We start from the raw sequence: 16841 nt of genomic DNA, 5'->3' as shown, positions 1-16841 counted from the left end.
AACAGTTAAACCCAGACCACAACGGTATGCTAAGAACAAAAATGCCGTTCACTCTAAAGTGAACGGCATTAAACCAAGTGGTTCGCTTTTGTTTATCTAAAATCTACAAAAATTAGTCTTCGTAGTTGTCGATACTTGGGCAAGAACAGATTAGGTTACGGTCGCCGTATACGTTGTCTACACGGTTAACTGTTGGCCAGTACTTCGAGTTCTTCGTTGCTTTCGATGGGAAGCAAGCCAGTTCGCGAGAGTAAGGGCGACCCCATTCTGCGCCTGAAAGGTCAACTTGCGTGTGCGGTGCGTTCACTAGAGGGTTGTTGTCTAGTGGCCATTCACCCGCTTTCACTGCTGCCATTTCGTGACGGATTGCGATCATCGCTTCACAGAAACGGTCTAGCTCTTCTAAATCTTCAGATTCAGTTGGTTCTACCATTAGTGTGCCTGCTACTGGGAAAGACATCGTAGGCGCGTGGAAACCGAAGTCCATTAGACGCTTAGCGATATCTTCTTCGCTGATGCCTGTGTCTTCTTTAAGTGGACGAATATCGATAATACATTCGTGCGCTACGCGGCCGTTAGTGCCACGGTAAAGAACAGGGTAGTGAGGACGTAGTTTTTCCATCACGTAGTTCGCGTTCAGAATCGCTACTTTAGTCGCGTCTGTTAGACCAGGTTCGCCCATCATTGCGATGTAAGCCCAAGAGATAGGTAGAATTGAAGCACTGCCTAAATCTGCTGCTGATACCGCGTAGTCAGAACCTTGTACACCGTTTTCGATGTGACCGGGTAGGAAAGGTGCTAGGTGCGATTTAACGCCGATAGGACCCATACCCGGACCGCCACCACCGTGTGGGATACAGAATGTTTTGTGTAGGTTCAAGTGAGATACGTCTGAACCGATGAAGCCAGGTGAAGTTAGACCTACTTGAGCGTTCATGTTCGCGCCGTCTAGGTAAACCTGACCGCCCGCTGCGTGTACTTGTTCACACACTTCTTTCACTTGCTCTTCGTATACGCCGTGCGTAGAAGGGTAAGTGATCATGATGCTTGATAGGTTTTCTTTGTGCTTCTCGATTTTCGCTGCTAGGTCTGTCATGTCGATGTTGCCATCTTCATCACACTTAACAACCACAACCTTCATTGACACCATTGATGCTGTTGCAGGGTTAGTACCGTGCGCAGAGCTTGGAATCAGACAAACGTTACGGTGAGCTTCACCGCGGCTTGCGTGGTAGCGTTGAATCGCGATTAGACCTGCGTATTCGCCAGATGCACCAGAGTTAGGCTGTAGTGAGAAATCGTCGTAACCGGTAATTTCACAAAGCTTCTCTTTAAGATCTTTCGCTAGCGCTGTGTAACCTGCTGCTTGATCAAGAGGTGCGAATGGGTGAATAGAACCAAACTCAGGCCATGTTACTGGGATCATCTCAGCAGCAGCGTTCAGCTTCATCGTACAGCTGCCCAGTGGGATCATGCCGTGCGTTAGTGAGAAGTCTTTGTTCTCAAGCTGTTTTAGGTAACGCATCATTTGCGTTTCGCTGTGGTGCGTATTGAATACTGGGTGAGTTAGGAACTCTGATTCACGACGGCAGTTTTCTGGAATTGCTGCAAACTCGTTTGATGCAATGTCAGAAGATAGTACTTGAACGTCTTCTTTCACGTCGAAGATTGCGAACAGTGCGTTCACGTCGTCGATTGTTGTTGTTTCATCTAGGCTGATACCAATCTTACCAACAAGTCGGCGAAGGTTGATGTCTGCTGCTTGCGCTTTCGCGTACAGTGCATCTGTCTTGTCTTCTGTGTTCAGCGTGATGGTATCAAAGAAGCTGTTGTTCGTTAGCTCGTAACCCGCTTTAGTCAGGCCAGCCGCTAGGATAGCTGTCATGTGGTGTGTACGACGAGCAATTGTACGTAGGCCTTCTGCACCGTGGTAAACCGCGTAGAAAGACGCCATGTTTGCTAGAAGTGCTTGAGCTGTACAGATATTCGATGTCGCTTTTTCGCGGCGGATGTGTTGCTCACGAGTTTGCATTGCCATACGTAGTGCTTGGTTACCGTGCGTATCGATAGATACACCAATTACACGACCGGGCATTGTACGCTTATGCTTTTCACGTGTTGCCATGAATGCAGCGTGTGGACCGCCGTATCCCATAGGAACGCCGAAACGTTGCGCTGAACCAATTGCTACGTCTGCGCCCATTTCACCAACAGGCTTAAGTAGTGCAGAAGCAAGAAGGTCTGTTGCAACGGTTACAAGAGTCTTGTTAGCTTGAGCTTTCGCAATGATGTCTGTTAGGTCGCGAACTTCGCCTGTTGTACCAGGGTATTGGAGGAGCGCACCAAATACGTCTTGCTCTGGAAGTGTTTCAAGAGCACCAACCATGACTTCAAAGCCGATGTACTCAGCACGAGTCTTAACAACTTCTAGTGTTTGAGGATGAACATCGTCGGCAACGAAGAATACTTTGCTCTTGCTTTTACCAGCACGCTTACACAGTGTCATGGCTTCGCCAGCCGCTGTCGCTTCATCAAGAAGAGACGCGTTCGCGATTTCCATACCAGTTAAGTCCATTACCATTTGTTGGTAATTGAGTAGAGCTTCAAGACGACCTTGAGAAATCTCTGGTTGGTATGGTGTGTAAGCTGTGTACCAGCCGGGGTTCTCTAAAACGTTACGTAGAATAACGTTTGGAGTGAATGTGTTGTAGTAGCCTTGGCCAATGAAAGTACGTTTCACTTGGTTTAGGTTAGCGATCTCTTTAAGAGAGGTCAGCATGTCCATCTCGCTCAGTGGCGCAGCAAGTGTCATTGGTTTTTCAAGACGGATTTGTGCAGGAACCGTTTCGTCGATCAGTGCGTCTAGGCTAGTCGCGTTGATCGCTTCAAGCATTTTTTGCTGGTCTGCTTTATTAGGGCCGTTATGACGAGCAACAAACTCGTTTTGCGTACCCAAGTCTTTCAGTAATTGGCTTTGAAGTAATTCAGTCATGATATGTTCTACTTTCTCTCTGGAGCCGTGAGCTAGCCCCTAAAATTAAGCTGCTCCAAAGAGCAGCTTTATCGTAATGAGGTTACCTATTAGTCTTCTTCTACAGAGCTTAGGTATTCTTCCGCATCTTTAAGGTTGTTTAGTTCAGACGCATCAGACATCTTCACTTTAACAATCCAACCGCCTTCATAAGGTTCTTCGTTGATTAGCTCTGGGCTATCTTCTAATTCTTCGTTGATTTCTACAATTTCGCCAGAGATTGGTGCGTAGATATCAGAAGCTGCTTTCACTGATTCAACCAGAGAGAAGCTTTCGCCAGCTTCAATTTCGTCTTCAGTGTCTGGCAGGTCAACAAACACAACGTCACCTAGTAGCTCTTGAGCGTGCTCAGAAATACCAATAGTTACAGTACCGTCACCGTTGTCTTTTACCCACTCGTGGCTGTCTGCAAACTTTAGTGTATTGTCCATTGCTTATTCTCCAAAAATTTATGAGGTTTTAATTTAAATCTTAAAATTGGTTTAACGGTAAAGAGGGAAGCGCTTGCAAAGCTCTTTAACTTGCTTGCGAACACGTTGCTCAACTTCAGCATTGCCTTCAGGGCTTTCAACTAAGCCATCAAGTACATCGCCGATCCATTCACCGATAAGTTTGAATTCTTCAGTGCCAAAACCACGACTGGTTCCAGCTGGCGTGCCTAAACGGATACCAGAAGTAATCATAGGCTTCTCTGTATCGAATGGTATGCCATTTTTGTTACATGTGATCCCTGCACGCTCTAATGCTTCTTCAGTTACGTTACCTTTCAAGCCTTTAGGGCGAAGGTCAACCAACATTAGATGTGTGTCTGTACCGCCAGTCACAATGTCACAACCGCGAGTTTGCAACACTTCAGCAAGAACTTTTGCGTTGTCGATCACTGAATCAATATAAGTATTAAATTCAGGGCCAAGTGCTTCGCCAAACGCCACTGCTTTAGCCGCGATAACGTGCATTAGTGGGCCGCCTTGAAGGCCAGGGAACACTGCAGAGTTGATCTTTTTGTTGATGTCTTCGTGGTTCGTAAGAATCATGCCGCCGCGTGGGCCACGAAGTGTTTTGTGCGTTGTTGTGGTAACAACGTGTGCGTGTGGTAGTGGGCTAGGGTGAGCACCTGTCGCGATAAGACCCGCGATGTGTGCCATATCGACCATTAGGATAGCGCCAACTTCGTCAGCAATTTCGCGGAACTTAGCGAAATCAATAACGCGTGGGATAGCACTACCACCTGCAATAATCATTTTAGGTTGGCTTTCGACAGCTAATGCGCGAACTGCTTCGTAATCGATTTCAAGTGTGTCGCGGTCTACGCCATATTGAACTGCGTTGAACCACTTACCAGACATTGCAGGACGTGCACCGTGTGTGAGGTGACCACCAGCATCTAAAGACATACCAAGGATTGTGTCGCCGGGTTGAAGTAGGGCAAGTTTTACTGCACCGTTTGCTTGAGCGCCAGAGTGAGGCTGCACGTTTACGTACTCACATTTGAACAGCTGTTTAGCACGTTCAATTGCGATAGCTTCAACGGTATCTACGTGCTCACAACCACCGTAGTAGCGACGGCCTGGATAGCCTTCTGCGTATTTGTTGGTTAGGCAAGTGCCTTGAGCTTGCATTACTGCTTTAGAAACGATGTTCTCAGAAGCAATAAGTTCGATTTGTTCGTTTTGACGAGTGTTCTCTGCTTGGATTCCAGCAAATACGGCGTCGTCAGTGCCTGATAGGTTCGTAGAGAAAAAACTGTCTAAGCTGTGGTTTTGGTAAGCGTTCATTGTCGAGACCTTTCATTAAGCTAATGGTGATTGTTTTTATAGTCCATTAGGTCTTACGTTGATTTCTGCATCGGTATCGTTTGCGCTATATAGGTACAGACATACGTTGATTGCGTATTAAATATACTCTTACAGCGTCTAAGCGATCGTTGTAGGGTCAATGCAGCACGAATTGGTTCCCAAAAAATCGGGTAAAAAACAGCTCTTACAAATGTTAAATCTATCATTTGCGGCAAGCCGAAGTAGCATCTCTTCATCTAACAAGTCGATAACATAGCTCCGTTAAAATCAATTTTCAACAAAAATTTCCAATAGGAAACAGATTTTCTTGTTTTGCTGCGGGGAGCACGCTTTATTTCTCTGTGTGCTCTTTAATCAACAAAGCGCTTTATGCAACAATGAAATTAATAGACAGGAAGTAAAAAATTAGTGAGGGACCTATGTCAGAAGACATTTATGATGAGTACCCATCTCTAACGTTGGCGAAGGAAACGTTAGACCAGAATATTGAACCACTTAGGCTTGGCCAGCGCATTAAAGACATCCGCGGTAAGCTTGGGATCACGCTAGAAGAAGCAAGCCAAAGAACAGGCTTGGCGCGTTCTACGCTCAGTAAAATAGAGAATGAACAGATCTCTCCGACCTTTCAAGCGATGCAGAAATTGGCTATGGGGTTGCAGATAAATATGCCGCAACTCTTTGAACCACCAAGAAAAAAAGTCGCTACAGGACGTCGTGATTTAACCAAAGTAGGCCAAGGTAAACCACACCCAACACCCACTTATGAACACGAATTGCTTGCCACAGAGCTCTCTAATAAGAAGATGATGCCGTTTAAGAGTCGAGTGAGAGCTCGTACTTTTGAAGAGTATAACGATTGGGTGCGCCACGATGGTGAAGAGTTCTTAATGATCATATCGGGTGATGTGATGTTCTACTCAGAATTCTACGAACCCGTGCCAATGAGTGAAGGCGATAGCATGTATTACGATGCGAATATGGGTCATATGCTGATTTCAACTAGTGCTGAAGATGCACTCATTCTGTGGGTGACTGCAAAATAACTGTAGGTCACAGCAAAATAAGCTAACAAGTTTTGAATTTCTTATAGTGGATGCAAACGTTTGCTTTTGTTTTGAACGTTAGCTAATAGACGCGATATTGATGCGAAAATCATCAATATCGCGTTTTTGCATGTACCGAACAATTGTTTTTAAATTGTTAAATGTCACATTTTGAGCTGTTTGACTATTGTTAAGGGTGTAAAACTGACGCAGGCTTGTTTATTATAGTGAACATGGTTTACTCATGTTGATTGAAGTTTACTGAAGTGAATTCTTAGAAAGTGAGTTGTATGGGTTCTGTACAGTTATTCATAATTTATAGAGCCAACGATATAAGCCTATATAAAGGACATCACTTTTTACTATCTACTGTTTCTAACGTTAACCAGTATCGTTAGAGGCGACTCTAAATAGAGATATAAGCGGCAGACTCGATTTTGGACAGCCTGCAACGCTTCATGGAGAATAAAATGACTCAAGAACACGCTAATCAAGACCTACTAACAACACCACTGCATGCACTTCACGTTGAAGAGGGTGCAAAGATGGTTCCTTTCGCTGGCTACGATATGCCCGTCCAGTACCCACTTGGTGTAAAGAAAGAGCATTTACATACTCGTGATGCTGCTGGTCTTTTTGATGTTTCTCACATGGGGCAACTTCGTCTACATGGTGTAAACGCAGCTGCTGTCTTAGAATCGTTGGTTCCTGTAGATATTATCGACCTTCCTTCTGGTAAACAGCGTTATGCGTTCTTTACTAACGAGCAGGGCGGCATTATGGATGACCTGATGGTTGCTAATTTAGGCGACCACCTATTTGTTGTTGTGAATGCAGCTTGTAAGGCACAAGATATCGACCATCTAACGGCGCACCTTCCAGCTGACGTCGAAATGGAAGTGATTGATGACCGCGCTCTATTAGCCCTTCAAGGCCCTAAAGCGTCTGAAGTTCTTGCTCGTTTCCAACCTAGCGTTGCAGACATGTTGTTCATGGACGTTCAAAAAGTCGATATCGATGGCGTTGAATGCATCGTGAGCCGCAGTGGTTACACGGGGGAAGATGGCTACGAGATCTCTGTTCCTAACGATCACGCTGAAGCACTGGCACGCAAGCTAACATCAGAAGCGGAAGTTGAGTGGATTGGCCTTGGTGCTCGTGACTCACTTCGTCTTGAGTGTGGTCTATGTCTATATGGTCACGATCTAGATACAACGACAACGCCAGTAGAAGCCAGCCTTCTATGGGGCATTCAAAAAGTGCGTCGTACAGACGGTGAACGTGCAGGCGGTTTCCCTGGCGCTGATATCATCCTTGAGCAAATCGCAACCAAAGATGTTCAACGTAAGCGTGTTGGTCTTGTTGGTCAAACTAAAGCGCCAGTACGTGAAGGCGCTGAGCTGTTCGATGCTGAAGACAACAAGATTGGTGTTGTAACAAGCGGTACAGCGGGGCCTAATGCAGGCAAACCTGTTTCTATGGCATATATACGCACTGATCTAGCAGTAATTGGCACTGAAGTATTCGCTGAAGTTCGTGGTAAGAAGCTACCAATGACAGTAGAAAAAATGCCATTCGTACCTCAACGTTACTACCGTGGTTAATCTCTTTTAAGAGCAACTATTAAGCTAAATAAAGCCTACTGTTTGATTCTCTGTATAGAGAAGTTCAATGGTAGGCTTTTTTGTTTAAGCCTGTCTCCCTTTTTATGAACGTATCTATTTTTATAAACGTATCTAATTTTAAGAGCGTATAACTTTCTATATCGCTACAAGCCCAGATACCTGAAAGTTCGTTTTTTAAAACGAGACATATGGCTATATCATTAAAATTGCTTACTATAATATTAGTGGTACGTGTTATGGTGACGATTCATCATTTTTGTAAATAAGTAGTAGGGGTTACAAGGAGTTATCTATGAATGTTAACCATACAATGAGTCCGGTTCGTAAAGCCGTTTTAGGGCTGTTAGCTCCATTGATTTACACATCAAGTGTTATGGCGACGGAAAACTCGGTCGAAAGTGCTCCTAATGTCGGTGTTTCACCTTATATTATCAATGGTAGCCCCACAACAGATGCAGAACTAACTAATACTTACCCAACGTTTACTAGCCTGTACTTTCATGATGGTTCAAAATTTTCTAACTACTGTGGTGGAACCATTATAGATGCACAATTCGTGCTTACCGCTGCCCATTGTGTGTATGAAAGTTACGCGTGGATGCTTAATACTTGGGTTGTTCCAGGAATGGCAGATCAAACAAAATATAACAACGGTGGATACCAATCAGCACGAGTCGAAAAGATATATTATCCAAGTGACTATAGTAATAATCTTGATCCCATCAACGGGAAAGTATTACCAAACGATATTGCTATCTTGAAACTCAAAACAGCCTTAAATGTACGAGACTACTCTTCTTCAATTAACTCTACATTCGACAATGTCTATGCATTGAATCGTGGTCAAGATACGTTTAAGGCAGTTGGCCGAGGCTTGACGAGTCATATAACTGATGACCAAGGCAAAACTGTTTCTAGAACTGCTACCAATGTAGTAAATCAAGCGAATTTAACCTTCGATGCTACAAATAGCTGTAATTCAACAGACAAACAGCTTTGTTTTGATGGAGCGCAGTTCAATGGATACAAAAACTCGACCTGTAATGGTGATTCAGGCGGTCCTGTCTATTGGTGGGATGGGGTTAGCTATCAGCAAATAGGCATTACGAGTTACGGGCCAGCTACATGTGGAAGCCTTACTGAAAAATACACGTCTGTTTTTACGGAAGTTTATGATTATGCAGGATGGATAGATCGAGTTGTTTCAGGCACTGAAAACGCAACTTTTGAAGTTAGAAGTACACCGAGTTCTCGTGTTCTCGTACGAGTGAGCGATGGTGAAACCGTTGATTCATCTTCTGCTTTGTTAAATGAAACGTCAATGCCGAAGATAAGCCTATCGGGCGGGTCTAATTCAGGCACCAACTCAGGCTCTAGTAGCGGCGGTTCTTTGGGGTTCTTGTCGATATTCGCGCTTGGTTTACTTATTTTAAGAAGACAATCTATTTAAAGTTAAGTAGACGTTCATCAGCATGATTGAGGGCTATACCTCGACAGGTTGTTCATTTAAGCATTAATGAAAGAAGTCTTAGATTAAGTCGACGCTAAAAAGCATCAGCGTCGACTTGGTTATTTCGGTGTACTATCGCTTCAAACTTGTCGATATGCCTGCTTATTGATTTTCGCCTTCCTGCTATACCTTTCGACAATTTCATCCATTTGCTTTATGGCATCGTTGATATTTTGAATACCACCTTGTACAACACCTTTCTCGCTTTGGTTCAATGCAGAAAAGGCCTGTTTTAATTCTTTATCTTCCAGCATATTTCCGTGTAACAGCACTTCTTTGTAAGTCAGTAATCTCTGCTGTACCGCAACAATTTCATTACGGGTATCTTCTGATTCTAAAGCCTGTTGTATGCAAGGAAATGCCAATTTATAGAGATTCGCAATTTCCAATTTCACGCTATCATTATTCGCAATTTGCAATTTTTCTTATTTCCTAGCTCTTGATAATTCAAACTTATCTGCCCGTGAGTTAACGCCGTTGTAAGTATGAAAGTCCATGAAACGTAACGTTTTTATCGGCCGAATAATATGCCTTTAATCACTTATGTAAACTGTTCTAAGTCAATATGGTCTGCTTCTTGCTGAAATTAGGTCATAACTGTCTATTCTGGAGGTGCTTATGTCACAAGAACCTATAGTCATTGCGCTGATTGAGCGTAGGAAGCTAGGCAATTGGTCTCAAGAAAAATTAGCGGCTAGCGCAGGGATGAGCTTGAAAACCTATCAACGAATTGAGCGGGGAGAGGCTGATATCAAAATGTCTCAGTATCGTTCGATCACGAGAACCTTGAAAGTTACGGACTTGGATGTCGTACTCGACGTTGTAGGAGCGTCTGAAGCAGCAGCGGAAGATGTAGCTGCTGCTAGTCGTTTGTTAACCAGTGAAGAGCGAATGCTGTTGATTAAACTGATTTTGTCGGTCAAAAAACAGAAGTAGCGTTTTGTTCTAATAGACACTTTCTAATCAATAGTATTGCGAATATGTAGCCTCAAAGAACCAGTCTTCGAATAAACAATGTCAGGTATCGTCTTTTGTCCAGCTAGTTAGAGCTAAAATGATTGTTTCATGGTGAGGTGCTCACTACGGACATGAAACAATTAGTCTACTCTTCCGCGAAGTTGTTTGGTGGTGCTTCTTTGCTTTTTACTTTCTAAACGTCTTTTTTGAGAGCCGCGTGTTGGCTTGGTTGCTCGTCTCACTTTTTGAACTTTTGTTGCTTCTAAGATCAGCTCTTTCAAACGTACCAAAGCATCGTCTCGGTTTTGCTCCTGAGTTCTGTACTGTTGAGCTTTAATGATAATCACACCATCTTTAGTGATACGACCATCTTTATGTGCCAGGAGTTTTTCTTTATAGAAATCGGGTAGGGTTGAGTGCTTTATGTCAAAACGTAAATGTATCGCACTCGATACTTTATTGACGTTTTGACCTCCGGCTCCTTGAGCTCTGATCGCGGTTAGCTGGAGTTCCCAGTCTTGAATTGAAACAGAGTTAGATATTTGTAACATAAACATCCATTTTGAACAGTAATATGGGGTCATGATACTGAATATTGGGTATGGTATCAGTAACTTTCTTAAAGAGTGGTAGTAGTGATGAAAATTGATTTAACGGCGTATGAAGGATTAATCTTTGATATGGACGGTACGTTGATCGATACAATGCCAGCACATGTGAAAGCATGGCAACAAACGGCGGAAGAGTTCGGCTTTTATTTCGAAGCGTCTTGGCTGCATAGCTTAGGTGGAATGCCGAGTTATAAGATCGCTGGTGAGGTAAATAGTAAGTACGGTTTATCGCTCGACCCACAAGCGGTTTCTACGTTTAAAATGGCTTCGTTTGCAGCTATTGAAGACAAAGGAGATATTATCCCTTGTACGTATTCTCTTTTGATAGACCATCTCGGTGACAAGAAGATTGCGGTTGGAACGGGCAGTCAACGCAAGAGCGCAGAACAACTGTTAGATAAAACGGATATCTTGAGTAAGTTGGATATCTTAGTGACAGCGACAGATGTGAAGAATCATAAACCAAACCCTGATACTTTCTTAGCTGCTTGTTTTGGTATGGGTTTACAGCCAAAGCAGTGTGTTGTGTTTGAAGATACTCACCTTGGTAAGCAGGCAGCCCATGCTGCGAATATGGATTGCATTCTGGTAGTCGAAGGGAATACGCTGGAGTTCTACCCCGCACCAAGTTGATTGTTGAGTGAACGACTCTAGAGTGAAATGAATAAGTTAGCGGGGCGGTGGTGCGATGCAGGCTCCCACTATGCAATTTCGCTCATTTCGCTATCAAGGAACAAACATACACTGTTTCTACCTACTGCTTTTGCTTCGTAAAGAGCTAAATCGGCGCACTTATAATTGAGTGCAGGTTCACCTGTTAGGTTGGTTATTCCGCCACTTATTGTAACGACGTTGTCGAACTCGATACTGATCGCGATTCTCAGCCTATTAAGCACATAGTCGGCTTCTTGTGGTGTCGTGTGAGGCAAGATAACCCCAAACTCTTCTCCCCCAATACGAGCCACGAAATCGGTATCTCGGCATTCACGTTGCAGTACCTGTGCTACGGTTTGTATGGCTTTATCGCCATAATCATGTCCAAATCTATCGTTAATGCGTTTGAAATGGTCAATATCCAATATGGCTAAGCAAGATTGCTCGCGAGTAGGGTAACGACTAACGCGAGAACACTCGTCACGAAGCTCCAGGTCGAACTTTCGTCTATTCCAACAGCCAGATAGTGCATCTTTTTCGCTAAGGTTTCTCAATTTATTCTCGAGCTCTTTGCGTTTGCTGATATCAACAAATGATGCAACATAAAATTGAATCACATCTTTTGAGTCTTTGATGGTTTGTATTCGAAGAATTTCCGTGATGAAGGTGCCATCCTTTCGTCGGTTCACCACTTCGCCTTCCCACATCCCTGTCTCTTTAATGACGCTCCACATTTTAATGTAGAACTCTTCATTATATCGGCCAGCGTTAAACAATGAAGGCTGTTTACCTTTTACATCTTCTAACTCGTAGCCACTGACACGGGTGAACTCTTGGTTTACTTTTATGATTCGGTTATTTTTGTCTGTGATTAATAGGGCAGACATACCGTTCATTGCCGCTTTGGCGAGTTGGCTTTCGATACTGTTCTTTTTATGATTTCTGTTCCACAGTACGAAACCTGCAGATATCATTGAAATCAATATCGAGAGTATGATTATCTGAACGACTATGGCGTGATTTTCTTGTTGAAACTGAGTGTTAAATTGATGTTCTTCAATATGAAGAACCATATAAATTGGTCCTTCAAACTGCTTAATCTTAGGGCTGATGTCAGAGTGAAAATACCAGTTTTTACCATCAAAATAGCTGGATGAGGTGCCGCTTTGAATATTCTGCCACAGGCCTGGGGCTAGTTTTGCATACGTCTTGTCTGAACGTGATTCAATCACATGCCCAAATGAATCCTCAGGGTCGGGACCCATGATGACATGACCAGTATTATTAAGGATGACCGGAACTGTCGCTGATGTACCTATCTGGTAATGTAAGCGATCATAGATCTCGCGCATATTTAGGTTAGCAATGAAATAGCCAATAATGTGCTCCCCTACAGTGACAGGCGTCATAATGCGAAGTGTCGGCGAAAAGGGGCGAACTAACTCTCCATTTTCAACTTCTAGATCAATGCCTGTAGCTTTAACTTCTCCAATCTCTAATTCTTGTAGCTTTTTGTAGTAATCACGAGAGGATTTGTTTTGTAACTCGTGGTCTGAAGTGACACTTGCGTGGCCATCTTTATAGTTGACGCGGAATACTTCATTAGCGTCTAGATCTAGGAAACGCAGTTGAGAGTAGTATTGTTGCCCGTGTGCCAATACAACCCACAGATCCTGCAGTGCTTGTTTGTTAGTAACTGAAGGCTCGGAAATGGAACGAAGTAGGGTCTGTGAGGCGGCAATAGAGGGAACCGCGTTTGATATTTGCTCAACAATAACAGCGAGTTGATGGAAGCTGTATTCGATTTGGTTTTGATTAGACTGTTTGATGTTTAGCGCATACTGGGCTTCAACCCGTTCAAATTCAGAGTTTATATAGAGAGCAGGGACTAATCCTAGGACAAACAAGGTACATAGAAATTGGCTGATCAGTTTTTTTATACTCGTATTCATCACTGTCCTCGAAAAATCAGCGCAATACTATATATTTTGTAGGCCTATTAATGTGATCTTGACCCAAAACTTATAATCAGATGTGCATATTATTTCGTTTTTAATGAAATTTATTGCACTTGGGGTGTTAATTGAGCAATTAGGTATCAGAAACGAGACCTGTCCGCAAATATAATGGGGAGCGTAGTACGGACAGGTTATTCTAGATAAAGCGGATTTTTAGCCTATGTCTGGTCGTAATTAACTTAAGCCAACGATGTTTCCTTTGCTATCAATGTCCAACGACATAAAAGCCGGTTTATCCGGTAGGCCTGGCATGGTCATTACATTGCCGCACAGCGCGTAAATAAAGCCAGCACCAGCACACAGTTTTAGCTCCCTAACGGGTACGTCAAACTGAGATGGTGCACCTTTTACGTGTGCTTCTGTCGAGATCGATAGTGGTGTTTTTGCTAAACAAACCGATAGGTCGTTATAGCCATGCAGTTTGAATTCGGCCAGTTGTTTTTTAGCCAGTGGAGATAGCGAGATACTTGCTGCGCCATAGCCAACTTCAGCGACGGCCATCAGTTTTTCTTCTAGGCTTTGCTTTGAGTGATACAACGGCTTAAATTCACTCTGTTTTTGGCAAGCTTTTACTACGGCGTGAGCCAATTTAGTCGCCCCTTCGCCACCCTGACCAAATGCTTCGCTTACTTCAACACTAACGCTTGGGTCGAAGTCGGTGATCATCTGTTTCAAAGCATCGAGCTCTTGAGCTGAATCTTGTGGAAATCGATTGATCGCAACAACGGTAGGCACTTGGTATTGCTTAACGCTGTTGATGTGCCATTTAAGGTTCTCAAACCCTGCAATAAGCGCGTCTTGGTCATCATTAAAGATTGAATCTGGTAGCGGAGTTCCTGGTCTCAAATCGTATAAACCTGAGTTGGCTTTTAGACCACGTAATGTTGCGACAATAACAGCACAATCTGGATTTTTTTTCGATGCTTTCACTTTGATGTTACATGCTTTCTCAAAACCCATATCTGAGCCGAAGCCACCTTCCGTCACGACAAAGTCACTTAGCTTTAACGCAACCTTATCGGCAATAATAGAAGAGTTACCGTGTGCGATGTTAGCGAATGGCCCCGCGTGGATTAGGGTAGGAACCCCTTCAAGGGTTTGCATCAATGTTGGCTCTATGGAGTCTTTCATTGTGACTGTCATAGCACCTGCTACGTTGAAGTCATCTGCAGTTAATGGCAAGCCTTGGTTGTTGTATGCGAGTACCACTCGTCCGATACGCTTTCTTAAATCTTGGAGGTCATCAGTGAGAGCAAGAATAGCCATCAGCTCTGAAGCGGCTGAGATGTCAAAGCCATCCTCGCGCTCAAAGCCATTAATTGTTTTGTCTGCTTCGTTCTTGCCAACCGTGATCATACGCAGTGCGCGGTCATTGTGGTCAAGTACACGTCGCCACACGATTCTGCGTGGGTCGATATCCAGAGCTTTTAAGCCTGAGCGAGCCTCAAAGGCTTCTAACCCTTCACGTTGCTCATGATACAAACGAGCGTCAATAGCGGCAGATGCGAGGTTATGAGCGACTGTTACGGCATGAATGTCGCCAGTCAGGTGAAGGTTCAATTGCTCCATTGGGGCAACTTGTGAATAGCCACCGCCGGCTGCACCACCTTTTACACCAAATACCGGGCCCATTGAAGGTTGGCGAATGCAGGCCATAGCGGATTGGTTAATCTTTGCTAGACCTTGTGCTAGTCCGATAGTGGTGACGGTTTTGCCCTCACCAAGAGGCGTCGGTGTGATGGCCGTAACCACGACTAATTTACCATCTTGTTGGCTAGCGAGGCGTTCAAGTGATGTGAGAGACACTTTAGATTTGTATTGCCCTAATGGCTGATGTTCGTTGTGGTGCAGGCCAGCTTGCTTGGCAACTTCACTGATGTTTTTAAGGGGAGTAGAGCGACAAATATCAATATCAGACAGCATATTTGATCCTTATATCAGAACCGAAAGGTGGTACGTAAACGTTTGCGTGGCGATAGTACTGTATAAATTTGCCAAGTAAAGGCAAACCACATCAATTATGTGCTGGAAGATAACAGATCTAAAGAGTCATTGCGCGAGATCAAATCTTAAACGAGAAAAATATTCGATCTGATTACCTTCAGCTGCCGTTATATTGGTGTTGAATACAAAAAGGGCTGCATATAGCAGCCCTTCAAGGAATGGGTAATCCAACTTGGCGTTAACCTCTAAGAGTTAACTACCTAATAGAGTCGCTTAACGATCCCAGTATGTTTCTTCTAAGCTATCTTCGCGTTCAGGTAGTGCACGAGAAAGGCGAGGAGAGTGCTGAGTCAACACTTCATAGCTTACACGGTTTGAGTACTTACAAATTTGAGACAGAGAAGAATACGTTAGACACGAGTGCTCGTGCTTTTCTGAGTTTGGTACATTCACGTGGTGGTAGCTGTTTGCTGCCATGTCGTGTAAAAGTGCAGAAAGTGCACCATCACCAGCACCATTGGTGTTTTTAATTTCGCGCGGGCCACCAAGATAAGGGCCAATGTGAGAGTATACTTTTACCGGATCTTGACAGTCTTGCTTACGCATAGCACGGCTGAACTCGAATTTATTGAACTCAGGAATGTTACCCGGTAATAATGGCAGAGTGGTTTCGCGTTTCGCAGGCTCGTCAGTGTAGCCAGCCATGTATAAACCGATAGGGCCTGCAGTACAGAGAACGAGGTCAACCCACTCAAGTGCTTTGTTAGCAGCTAGAAGCGGATCTTTTTCACCCGTTAACGCTTCACCTTCGTCTTCGTTCATCGCGACGATGGTTACGTTTTCTTTCAGATATTCTTGCCACCATTCCGCATTACCTTCGATCACGTACTTAGTACCAAGTGTTAGTACAACTGGCACATTGTGCGCTTTCGCGTATTCAATCGCTTTTTGTACCGCTTTTGGCATCGGATCTTCAGGTTTGCCGCGCATTAGGTATGACGACACAACCAATGCTGATGCTTTCTCGAACACTTTTTCAGGAACGCTTTCAGGAAGCAGTTGGTTCATGTGGCCTTCGTTGATTGCAAACGTACGTTCACCATCTTCAGAAATAAGCGTGTAGCAACGACCAATAGGACCATCAACCGTTTGAAGGTGATTTAGATTCATACGAGAAGAAGTGCGGCAAAGGTAACGATAACCAAATGAGCCAACTTCAATCTTCTTAGACATAACGCCGAGCAATACAGATTTACTGTCTGCAAGTACGGAATAGTTGTGCAGTGTGTTGCCGATAGTATCGCCAGGGTATTGATGCGTGATCAAACCGCGCTCAACTAACTCTTCGTACAGCGCATCTGCTTTACTCTCTTCCAATACCAGTGAGTGACCTTTACTCAGCTCATATTTTTCAAGGAACGCGTTATCAACACGGGCTTCGATATCAACAATCGTTTGACCAACACCGACAATTGTTGCGCGGTGAAGCTTAGGCGTTTGTTGCATTTGGTTGACCAACGGATCACGTGCGTGAGTTGGAAAGTAGTGTTTAGATTTACGCTGTCCAGGAAACTTCATATGAAAAATACAGTGAAAAAATTTTGCCGAATGATATCACATTTTGTTTCTGATTCTTTCATTTTTATTACATT

At 43.9% G+C, this 16841-nt stretch carries 13 protein-coding genes; 5 read left to right on the top strand and 8 right to left on the bottom strand.

All coding sequences use genetic code 11. The annotated features are described in order from the left end of the window. Positions 1-112: 112 nt before the first annotated feature. From gcvP to ACED53_RS07665, 3 genes are all read right to left on the bottom strand, one after another. A complete protein-coding gene (gcvP, locus tag ACED53_RS07675; protein WP_017097965.1) occupies positions 113-2992 on the bottom strand; it encodes an aminomethyl-transferring glycine dehydrogenase in 2880 nt (959 codons plus the stop codon). Between the two features lie 89 nt (positions 2993-3081). Beyond that, positions 3082-3462 carry a glycine cleavage system protein GcvH gene (gene gcvH, locus ACED53_RS07670; protein ID WP_009845137.1) on the bottom strand — a complete coding sequence of 127 codons (381 nt, stop codon included), beginning with the start codon at positions 3460-3462 and terminating at the stop codon, positions 3082-3084. A 51-nt stretch (positions 3463-3513) separates the two neighbouring features. Further along, entirely contained in the window at positions 3514-4806 is a 1293-nt protein-coding gene (locus ACED53_RS07665) for a serine hydroxymethyltransferase (RefSeq protein WP_017097964.1), read from the bottom strand. Between the two features lie 440 nt (positions 4807-5246). Between ACED53_RS07665 and ACED53_RS07660 the strand changes: the two genes are divergently transcribed. The 3 genes from ACED53_RS07660 (at position 5247) to ACED53_RS07650 (ending at position 8945) form a co-directional block, all read left to right on the top strand. Next, the gene (locus ACED53_RS07660) at positions 5247-5870 is read left to right on the top strand and encodes a helix-turn-helix domain-containing protein (protein ID WP_017097963.1); all 624 of its coding nucleotides are present in this window, start codon (positions 5247-5249) and stop codon (positions 5868-5870) included. A gap of 470 nt (positions 5871-6340) precedes the next feature. After that, a complete protein-coding gene (gene gcvT, locus ACED53_RS07655) occupies positions 6341-7474 on the top strand; it encodes a glycine cleavage system aminomethyltransferase GcvT (RefSeq protein ID WP_029225427.1) in 1134 nt (377 codons plus the stop codon). A gap of 313 nt (positions 7475-7787) precedes the next feature. Beyond that, positions 7788-8945: a trypsin-like serine protease gene (locus ACED53_RS07650; RefSeq protein ID WP_017097961.1), complete on the top strand. Its 1158-nt coding sequence runs from the start codon at positions 7788-7790 to the stop codon at positions 8943-8945. A gap of 140 nt (positions 8946-9085) precedes the next feature. On the opposite strand, the gene ACED53_RS07645 is transcribed toward ACED53_RS07650, so the two are convergent. Further along, a complete protein-coding gene (locus tag ACED53_RS07645) occupies positions 9086-9424 on the bottom strand; it encodes a hypothetical protein (protein WP_009845170.1) in 339 nt (112 codons plus the stop codon). 199 nt (positions 9425-9623) lie between these two features. Between ACED53_RS07645 and ACED53_RS07640 the strand changes: the two genes are divergently transcribed. Next, positions 9624-9941: a helix-turn-helix domain-containing protein gene (locus ACED53_RS07640; protein WP_009845174.1), complete on the top strand. Its 318-nt coding sequence runs from the start codon at positions 9624-9626 to the stop codon at positions 9939-9941. A 161-nt stretch (positions 9942-10102) separates the two neighbouring features. Here ACED53_RS07640 and arfB read toward each other — a convergent pair whose 3' ends face one another. Next, the gene (gene arfB, locus ACED53_RS07635; protein ID WP_012600691.1) at positions 10103-10513 is read right to left on the bottom strand and encodes an alternative ribosome rescue aminoacyl-tRNA hydrolase ArfB; all 411 of its coding nucleotides are present in this window, start codon (positions 10511-10513) and stop codon (positions 10103-10105) included. 87 nt (positions 10514-10600) lie between these two features. Here arfB and ACED53_RS07630 point away from each other — a divergent pair, with 87 nt between their 5' ends. Further along, complete coding sequence (locus tag ACED53_RS07630; RefSeq protein ID WP_009845180.1) at positions 10601-11206, top strand: beta-phosphoglucomutase family hydrolase; 606 nt, start codon at positions 10601-10603, stop codon at positions 11204-11206. 68 nt (positions 11207-11274) lie between these two features. Here ACED53_RS07630 and ACED53_RS07625 read toward each other — a convergent pair whose 3' ends face one another. The 3 genes from ACED53_RS07625 to ACED53_RS07615 all read right to left on the bottom strand — a co-directional run bounded on the left by ACED53_RS07625 (position 11275) and on the right by ACED53_RS07615 (position 16767). Next, positions 11275-13179 (bottom strand): diguanylate cyclase, encoded by a 1905-nt coding sequence (locus tag ACED53_RS07625; RefSeq protein ID WP_017100521.1) that lies wholly within the window; start codon positions 13177-13179, stop codon positions 11275-11277. Between the two features lie 240 nt (positions 13180-13419). Further along, complete coding sequence (locus ACED53_RS07620; protein ID WP_017100522.1) at positions 13420-15168, bottom strand: formate--tetrahydrofolate ligase; 1749 nt, start codon at positions 15166-15168, stop codon at positions 13420-13422. 294 nt (positions 15169-15462) lie between these two features. Next, a complete protein-coding gene (locus tag ACED53_RS07615) occupies positions 15463-16767 on the bottom strand; it encodes an inosine/guanosine kinase (RefSeq protein ID WP_017097957.1) in 1305 nt (434 codons plus the stop codon). Between the last annotated feature and the right edge of the window lie 74 nt (positions 16768-16841).

Source organism: Vibrio sp. 1F169 (assembly GCF_041439605.1).
GTDB classification, from domain to species: Bacteria; Pseudomonadota; Gammaproteobacteria; order Enterobacterales; family Vibrionaceae; genus Vibrio; species Vibrio tasmaniensis_A.
The sequence above is the reverse complement of the archived record's forward strand: the minus strand, read 5'-3'. Positions and strand labels throughout refer to the sequence as shown.